The organism is Natronomonas sp. (assembly GCF_046483325.1).
Classification (GTDB): domain Archaea; phylum Halobacteriota; class Halobacteria; order Halobacteriales; family Haloarculaceae; genus Natronomonas.
In genome coordinates, this window is the sequence record NZ_JAWODL010000052.1 from 23,475 (window position 1) to 29,747 (window position 6,273).

The 6,273-nt window shown below is 65.4% G+C and carries 6 protein-coding genes; 4 read left to right on the top strand and 2 right to left on the bottom strand.

All coding sequences use genetic code 11. The annotated features are described in order from the left end of the window. Nucleotides 1-65: 65 nt before the first annotated feature. Complete coding sequence (locus R6U53_RS15220; protein WP_410323225.1) at nucleotides 66-464, top strand: methylated-DNA--[protein]-cysteine S-methyltransferase; 399 nt, start codon at nucleotides 66-68, stop codon at nucleotides 462-464. Between the two features lie 11 nt (nucleotides 465-475). On the opposite strand, the gene R6U53_RS15225 is transcribed toward R6U53_RS15220, so the two are convergent. After that, the gene (locus R6U53_RS15225) at nucleotides 476-2,263 is read right to left on the bottom strand and encodes a hypothetical protein (RefSeq protein WP_410323226.1); all 1,788 of its coding nucleotides are present in this window, start codon (nucleotides 2,261-2,263) and stop codon (nucleotides 476-478) included. A gap of 46 nt (nucleotides 2,264-2,309) precedes the next feature. Between R6U53_RS15225 and R6U53_RS15230 the strand changes: the two genes are divergently transcribed. The 3 genes from R6U53_RS15230 to R6U53_RS15240 all read left to right on the top strand — a co-directional run bounded on the left by R6U53_RS15230 (nucleotide 2,310) and on the right by R6U53_RS15240 (nucleotide 5,932). Further along, nucleotides 2,310-2,498, top strand: a complete 189-nt coding sequence (locus R6U53_RS15230; RefSeq protein WP_410323227.1) for a hypothetical protein — start codon at nucleotides 2,310-2,312, stop codon at nucleotides 2,496-2,498. Nucleotides 2,499-2,843: 345 nt separating this feature from the next. Further along, entirely contained in the window at nucleotides 2,844-4,001 is a 1,158-nt protein-coding gene (locus R6U53_RS15235) for a M24 family metallopeptidase (RefSeq protein ID WP_410323228.1), read from the top strand. Nucleotides 4,002-4,081: 80 nt separating this feature from the next. Further along, entirely contained in the window at nucleotides 4,082-5,932 is a 1,851-nt protein-coding gene (locus R6U53_RS15240) for a PINc/VapC family ATPase (RefSeq protein ID WP_410323229.1), read from the top strand. Between the two features lie 11 nt (nucleotides 5,933-5,943). On the opposite strand, the gene R6U53_RS15245 is transcribed toward R6U53_RS15240, so the two are convergent. After that, the coding region (locus R6U53_RS15245; protein WP_410323230.1) for a zinc ribbon domain-containing protein at nucleotides 5,944-6,273 on the bottom strand (330 nt) is incomplete at its 5' end.

Here is a 6,273-nt window from a genome sequence, read left to right on the forward strand (position 1 = left end):
CACGCTCCCAACGACAGTGAGCGCACCTATACTCCATCCGCCCGTTGGTCTGGCCGGAACACACCATGCAGGTCGAGCTATTCGGATCCACGTTCGAGATCGACGAATCGTACGTCGAGGAATCACCCGAGGAGATCCGCGGACAGATCGGGAAGTACGAGTGCGGCGAGCGTCGGACGTTCGACCTCGCCGTCAAGATGCCGGACACGTTCACGGGGGCGGTGATGGGCGAACTGCTCGCCATCCCGTACGGCGAAACGCGAACGTACGGTGAGATCGCCGACGCCCTCGACACCTCGCCGATCGCAGTTGGCGGCGCCTGCGGCCGGAATCCGGTGACAGTCGTGGTGCCGTGCCACCGCGTCGTCAAAAGCGACGGCGGGTTGGGCGGTTTCTCCGCATCCGGCGGCGTGGCGGTGAAACGGCGAATGCTCGATCACGAGGCGGAGAACGCGTCGGCGTGAGAGCGCCGGGATCACCGGTGTACCGAGCGCGTGAGCGCGAACACCGACAGCGCGACGAGGAACGCGCCGATCAGCCCCTCGACCGCGCTCACGAAGCGGAGCGCGTAGGGCACGTCGGTCCCGGTCGGGCTTCCGATGACGAACGTGATGAAACTCTGGAAGCTCAAGAGGAGCAGTTCAGAGAGCGACTGCTCGCTGCCGAATTCGCTCCCGGGGACGAGTGCGAAGAGGCCGGCAAACGTGAGGATCGTGGCCAGCGAGACCACGAGCACCCGGTGGGGTTTCTCACCGTACCCGGTCGTGGCCGCCAGGCCCACGTTCGCGACCCAGGCACCGGCCGCGGCGATTCGATCGACGATCGTCGCGGTCTGGGTGTTCCGCCCCCAGCCGTTCAGCGCAACTTCGGCGTGTCGCTTCCGGCGAAACGTCATCTCCTTTTGGAAGAACTCGGCGGCCGCTTTGCTGTCACCGATCCGGTTGGCTCCGTTCTTCGCCTTGAGATACGTCGTCTCGTGTATCGACTTCCGATGGACCCCGGAAGGTACCTGATCCAGCACGGCGTCGACGGTCCAGCGTGCGGTGTCGGCCGCGCCCTCGATCCTGCTTCGGACGCCCTCGAAGGTACCGGCGGCGGCGTCGGCGGCGAGCGAGGGGGCCTCCTCAGTCGTGTGGATCGTCCAGCCGGTGCGGAGGAGGGCCGACCGGTGGCGGCCGAAATCGAACCCCTCGAACGTCGTGTTCTTGAAATAGACCCGCTCGAACCCGTTGCCACGAACGTCCCGGATTCGAACGTCGCCGACCGTCGCGTCGGTGAAGTCGTACATCGTGTACGCCGACTCGTCCTCGGGTTGCCCGAGCGTTCCCGATCCGATCGAACAACCGGTGAGATCGACCCAGTTCGAATCCACGGCCGTCCCCTCGAAGATGAACCGTCCGTCAACGTCGATTCCCTCGAGGGTGATCTTGTCGCCGAACGCCGATTCTCTGATCACGACGTCGCCGCCCATGTCGCCGCCGCGGAGCAAGTTATCCGGCTCCTGCGGATCGTCGAACGTCTCGAACGAAGACCGAACGCACCACACGTTGCCGTCGATCCGCCTGGGCTCGACCACGAGCGCGCCCGCACAGTCGATCCGAGAGAAACACGCGTTGCCGTCGATCTCGGTGCTCGCGAGTCGGAGGTTGCCGTGAATCGCTGCCCCCGCGAGACAGAGGTCGCCCTCGATCACGCTCCGATCGAACGTGACGCCGCCGCCGAAGGTGGTGTTGATACACCAGAAGTGGTTTTCGAACACCGCGTCGGAGGCGTCGAGCCCGCCGCCGATGACCGAGTCGGAGAGATCCATGTCGGCGTTGACGCGCGCGTTTCGGAACGTCGCCTCGCCGTCGACGACGATCCCTGACAGCCGGACCGGGTTCTGCACGACGGCTCGGTCCCAGATGAGGTCGCCTTCGACGTGGGCGAACCTGAGATCGATCGGCCTGTTATTCCCCGGCTGCAGCACTCGGTGGGCGAGTCGACAGTCGCCGAACCGCGCGCCGATGAAGCGGTTCTCGACGACCGCATCCGGGGCGTCCGAGTCGGGCGGTCGACCGATCTCCTCAAGCAGCCGTTCGAGGACCTCGAGATCCGATTTGTCCGCCGGATCACGGTGGAAGAGACAGCGGCCGTTCGCTCCGGCCGGCCGATCACACGACCACCCGATCGGGAGGTCATCGACGAGTCTGAGCTCCCGCCCGCGCACCTGTTCCCGGCGATCCGGATCGAACTCGTAGGAACATGTCTCGGTCGACGTCATGCGTTGAGCGACAAACCTACGAGTTACCGGCGTGTGCCGAACACATATGAGTAGCGATTGGTCGAACCAGTGGGACGGGGCCTGCCCACAGTGCGACGCCAGGTGGGTCCATTACGAACGGCGGGCCGACGGACTCACCGAGCACAGACGGGAAGGGTACACCCGTCTATCCGACTGGACGCTGGAGTGCGACCACTGCGATTACATCTCGAACGAAAAGCGAACGTTCCGGTAGGGGACCGTCGAGCGACCCCACCGGCGTTCGGCTGACGCGTACCGCTACCGGGCGTCCGGAGGCGGCCGCGACGCCGTCCGTCGTCGTGTTCTCTGCCGCGATACCGTCTCGGCTTATGCTCAATTTTCGGGTGGTTTCGGTGGCTCGTTGGGTTTTGACATTGATGATCTCCCGTCGGGCATCGACGACCGGTCCCGATCGACTCGGCAGCCGACTCGACGGAGCGGGGTTCGATCGATCACCACTTAAATCCACCGACCGAGGTTACGAAATGATGTCGGCCGGTTCGGGTGCACGCCGGCTCCGTTGGCCGGTTTTTATATCCATCCGGGGCGTGTAGCGCACATGACATCGCTGAACGCGACTGTCTTCGAGCGACGCCTCAAGACGATCCGCGAACGGATTCGGGCTGAGGCGGTCGACGCCGGCGTCTGGTTCGACGCGACGGCGATCGAGTATCTGGTCGACTTTCCGCACGTCGTCACCGAACGACCGGTCGTCCTCGTCGTGACCGAGAACGCGGCGCGGCTCGTCGTCCCTCGCCTCGAACGCGACCGAGCGGAGGCGATCGAACACGTCGACGCAGTCGACGTGTACTTCGATTACCCCGCCGAGCGACCGATGGGCGTCTTGGAGGAGACGCTTACGGCGATCGGGGCCTCGACGGTCGCCGCGGACGCTGACGCCCCGCCCGCGGTCATGGGTTACGAGGGGGCACCGCTGTCGTCGATCGTGTCCGTCGTCGAACAGTCGTGGGTCCGGAAGCTCCGCCGGGAGAAGTCGCCTGCGGTCAGGGAACTGCTCGTCGAGTCGGCACGGTGGGCAGATCGGGTCCACGATCGGCTGGTTTCGCTCGTGAGGACCGGCGCATCGCCGATCGTCGTCTCCGAACGCGCGATGACCGATGGAACCGAGCTCCTCATCGAGGAACTCGGAACGGCCTACGACGTTCGAACGCGGTTCCGTGGGCCGGTCCTCGCCGGGGTCGTCAGCGGCGAGTGGACGGCCCGCCCACACGCATACACGACGAACGAGCCGCTGTCCGCTGGCGATCCCATCATCACCGGCGTCGTCGTCGACGTCGGGGGGTACATGGCGGAGCTGGAGCGGACGCTGTTCGTCGCCGAGGCGTCCCCGGAGCAGCGCGAGTACTTCAACATCGTGTGCGAAGCCCAATCGAAGGCGATCGACGCGATCGAACCCGGGGTGGCGCTCGAACACGTCGACGGGATCGCACGCGATCACTTTCAGACGCGAGGCGTCCTCGAGTACGTCGCCCACCACACCGGCCACGCGATCGGCATGGAGATACACGAACCGCCGTACATCGACCGCGGGAGCGACGCGGTCGTTCGTCCCGGCGATGTCTACGCCGTCGAGCCGGCGCTGTACACCGGCGACGCCGGCTATCGACACTCGGACACGGTGATCGTCAAGTCGGACGGCGGACGGCGGATCACGGAGACGCCGCGCTCCATCGAGGCGAACGTCGTCGGGGAGTGATCGCCGGCGAATTTCGGCGTTCTCGTCCGACGCAGGCGTTCCATCACGGTATTTATACCGGTCGGGACGCGAGTATGATTATGAATATTCTGCCGGACACGAGCGCGGTGATCGACGGCCGCGTGTCGGAGCGTATCGACGCCGACGGCGTCGAGGCCGTCTACGTTCCCGAGGCGGTCGTCGGCGAGTTGGAGGCCCAGGCCAACGACGGCCGCGACAGCGGGTGGACCGGGCTGGAGGAACTACAGCGGCTCGCGGCGCTCGCCGACGACGGGGAGATCGCACTCGAATACGTCGGTCGCCGTCCGGACGCGATCGAGAAGCGCGACGCCGGCGAGGGCGAGATCGACGCGATCATTCGCGATCTGGCGGAGAAACACGGTGCGACGCTTCTGACGAGCGACGTCGTCCAAAGCGAGGTCGCGAAGGCAAAGGGCGTCGCCGTCGAGTACATCGAGCCGCGAGTCGACGAGGACGCGTCGCTGTCGGTCGAGGAGTACCTCGATCCCGAGACGATGTCGGTCCACCTCAAGACCGACGTTCGACCGATGGCCAAGCGGGGGACGATCGGCGAGATGACCTACGACCCGATCGCCGACGAGCCGTTGACCGAAGCAGAGATGCGCGCTATCGCCGACGACGTGATCAACACGGCCCGTTCCTCCAGCGAGGGATTCGTCGAACTCTCCGGGAAGGGCATGACGATCGTCCAGATACGCGACATGCGGATCGCCGTCGCCGAGCCGCCCTTCGCCGACGGGATCGAGGTGACGGTCGTCCGCCCGATTGTGAAGACCGATCTCGACGATTACGAGAGCGCGGACGCCCTCCGCGAACGGTTCACAGAACGCCAGCGCGGCGTCCTCATCTCTGGCGCGCCGGGAGCGGGGAAATCGACGTTCGCACAGGCCGTCGCCGAGTTCCTTGACGACTCCGGGTTCGTCGTCAAGACGATGGAGAAGCCGCGGGACCTCCAGGTCGGCCCCGAGATCACCCAGTACACCGAGCTGGACGGCTCGATGGAGAACACCGCCGACTCGCTGCTCATGGTCCGACCGGACTACACGATCTACGACGAGGTTCGAAAGACCTCCGATTTCCAGACGTTCGCCGACATGCGGCTCGCCGGCGTGGGAATGATCGGCGTCGTCCACGCGACGCGGGCGATCGACGCCCTCCAGCGGCTCGTCGGCCGCGTCGAGTTGGGGATGATTCCGCAGATCGTCGACACCGTCGTCTACATCGAAGCCGGGCAGGTCCACACGGTCTACGACGTGAGGACCGAGGTGAAAGTGCCACACGGACTCGTCGAGGAGGACCTCGCCCGACCTGTCATCGTCATCCAGGACTTCGAGACCGGCAAACCCGCCTACGAGATCTACACGTTCAACCAGCAGGTCGTCACCGTCTCCCTCGACGGCGCGTCCGACGGCGGCAGGGAGACGGGTGTCGAACGCGTCGCCAAACAGGAGATCGAACGCGAGATCCGCTCGGTCGCCCACGGGCACGTCGAAGTCGAGCTGAAGGGCTCGAACACCGCGGTCGTCTGGGTCGAAGACGACGACATCTCCTACGTCATCGGCAAGGGTGGCGGCCGGATCAGCGGGATCGAGGATCGTCTCGGCATCGACATCGACGTGCGGACGTTTTCGGATCGCCCGGGCGGGAAATCCGGCGTTGCGGCTGGCGGTGCATCGGGGGCAGAACCGGCCGGCGAGATCGTCACCCCCGACGTGACGAATCGCCACGTCATCATCCCACTGGGTGATCACCACGGCGAGACGGTCGAGGTCCGCGCGGACGGCGAGTACCTGTTCACCGCGACGGTCTCCCGGGGCGGCGAGATTCAGGTGTCACGCGGGTCGGCCATCGCCGAGGAGCTCGAGAGCGCCATCGACCGCGGGAAGACGATCACCGTCGTGCCGCAGTGAACTACCCCATCCTACTCAGCCGCTGGTGCGGCTTCGGTGAGGGTGGGGCTTCCTGTTTCGACGACGCGCTTTGCAGACACCGAATGGATGTCCGTAGGGAGCGCAGTCTCCACAGGCGTCTCTTCGGGCCATCCCAGCCCTAACGCAGCAAACCCGCGCTGCAAGACGTTCACCGCCGCGTTCGCATCTCGATCACACTCGAACCCACAACTCGGACACGAGTGTTCCCTGACCCAGATGGATTTCGCGGTCTCGACACCACACGTCGCACACTCTTTCGTCGTTCCCGCTGCGTCGACGTGCACGACGTGTGTCCCGTACAGCTCACCCTTGTATTCGAG

What these genes read in the sequence shown, in the direction of transcription:
- R6U53_RS15240 (WP_410323229.1), top strand. Translation starts at nt 4,082, where the DNA reads ATGAATATTCTGCCGGACACGAGCGCGGTGATCGACGGCCGCGTGTCG.
- R6U53_RS15220 (WP_410323225.1), top strand. Translation starts at nt 66, where the DNA reads ATGCAGGTCGAGCTATTCGGATCCACGTTCGAGATCGACGAATCGTAC.
- R6U53_RS15225 (WP_410323226.1), bottom strand. Translation starts at nt 2,263, where the DNA reads ATGACGTCGACCGAGACATGTTCCTACGAGTTCGATCCGGATCGCCGG.
- R6U53_RS15235 (WP_410323228.1), top strand. Translation starts at nt 2,844, where the DNA reads ATGACATCGCTGAACGCGACTGTCTTCGAGCGACGCCTCAAGACGATC.
- R6U53_RS15230 (WP_410323227.1), top strand. Translation starts at nt 2,310, where the DNA reads ATGAGTAGCGATTGGTCGAACCAGTGGGACGGGGCCTGCCCACAGTGC.